We start from the raw sequence: 1,529 nt of genomic DNA, 5'->3' as shown, positions 1-1,529 counted from the left end.
TCTACCATTAGATTTTAACAAGATCCAAAAGGCTTTTAACCTTTTGGATTTTAATCATCTTGAGCAAGGATTTCCTGCTTTAAAATTATCCGATACTATACAAGCATTACCACTTTCTTGAGTGCTGGCTTCATCTATACTTGCTTGTTTATCATCTTCATTGATATTTGGATCTTCATCTGTAGTTTGCATAAGCAAAGCTGTAGCAATGTCAGGTTCTTGTTGTCCTATGGTATCATTTGGATTGTTATTAGAACCGTTGTTGTTACCATTGTTAATATCACCTGAATCGGTTCCATCGTTTCCATTGTTGGAGTTGTTAGATCCTGAATTTACACTTGGTAAAATGGCGTAATTTCTATCAAAGCTTCCACTTACTGTAAGTTTATGTTCTCCATCTATACTAATATCACTCACTTCGGTTTTTAAACCTTCTAATTGTGTATAATAATCTTCATTTTTACTAATACTGTCTTGAACTTTCTTATAAGCATTATTTACAGCTTGTTTTAAACCTGCAAGAGTGGTATCAGCATTATTTCCTGTAAGTCCTTTTAAAGCTGTGTTGTAAGCTTTAACTGCGTCTTCATATTCTTTAACAGCTTTATCATACTCTGCCTTATTACTTGCTTGTTGTGTTTTTAAGTCTGAGATATTTTTTAACTTAGCTTGAACATCTGTTATTTTACTAGCATTGCTTAAAAAATCTTGACTATTTGAAAGAGCGTTTTTTAGGGTTTCGCTCGTATTTGCTTGCCCATATAGTGCAGTGATGAAATTTATGCTTTGAATTGCTTCATTTGATAATTTTTGAGTAAGCTCTGGATTGGAATAAATAGCAAAAATATTATCAATATTTGCATAGGAATTAATTTTTAAATCTTCAAATATAGAATTTAAAACTTCATTTGAGATGTCATCTTTGGTGATAAGATCACTAGTTTCTTTAAGTGCTTTACCCAACTTCACATAATCATGTGCTGAGACTATATGATATCCTCCGCTTAAACTTTTCACTCCATTGAATATAGTACTAGAAACAATTATATCTCCATTGGTTAATGCATATTTTTTTAATCCATCAAATATTCCTTCATTTCCATATTCATCAAAATCAGAAAATTGACGCGTGATAATTCCTATATATTCGGCTTTGACATACCCAGAGTTAATTATATCTCCTGCGCTAGGTTTAATTACAGGAGAAATATCTTTGTTGTATTCAAATGCTACAACCCTTCCATTTGTTGCAAATTCTTTCATCTCATCATTGCCAACTGATGAAGTGGACAAAAATACTTTATTTGCATTGATACTTCCACCTTTACCCACTACTATACCATTAGGATTGATTAAAAAGATATTATTGCTTCCACCATTGAGTGTTCCATCTATATGAGAGCTTTTAGTTCCATAAGCGATATTGAGATAGTTTTTACCACTACCATTAAAATTTACAGTTTCATTTTTAGCTATATTAAAACCACCACCCCATTGGATAACAGAATTTACTTTATTACCTGTAATAT

Annotated in this window: 1 protein-coding gene; it reads right to left on the bottom strand. The window is 31.6% G+C overall.

Features of this window, described 5'->3' with window-relative positions:
* Positions 1–54 precede the first annotated feature (54 nt).
* A partial coding sequence (locus tag SR62_RS00910) for a filamentous hemagglutinin N-terminal domain-containing protein (protein ID WP_147502226.1) occupies positions 55–1,529 on the bottom strand: 1,475 nt, incomplete at its 5' end.

The sequence above is a fragment of the Campylobacter sp. 2014D-0258 genome, assembly GCF_008000495.1.
GTDB lineage: Bacteria > Campylobacterota > Campylobacteria > Campylobacterales > Campylobacteraceae > Campylobacter_D > Campylobacter_D jejuni.
The sequence above is the reverse complement of the archived record's forward strand: the minus strand, read 5'-3'. Positions and strand labels throughout refer to the sequence as shown.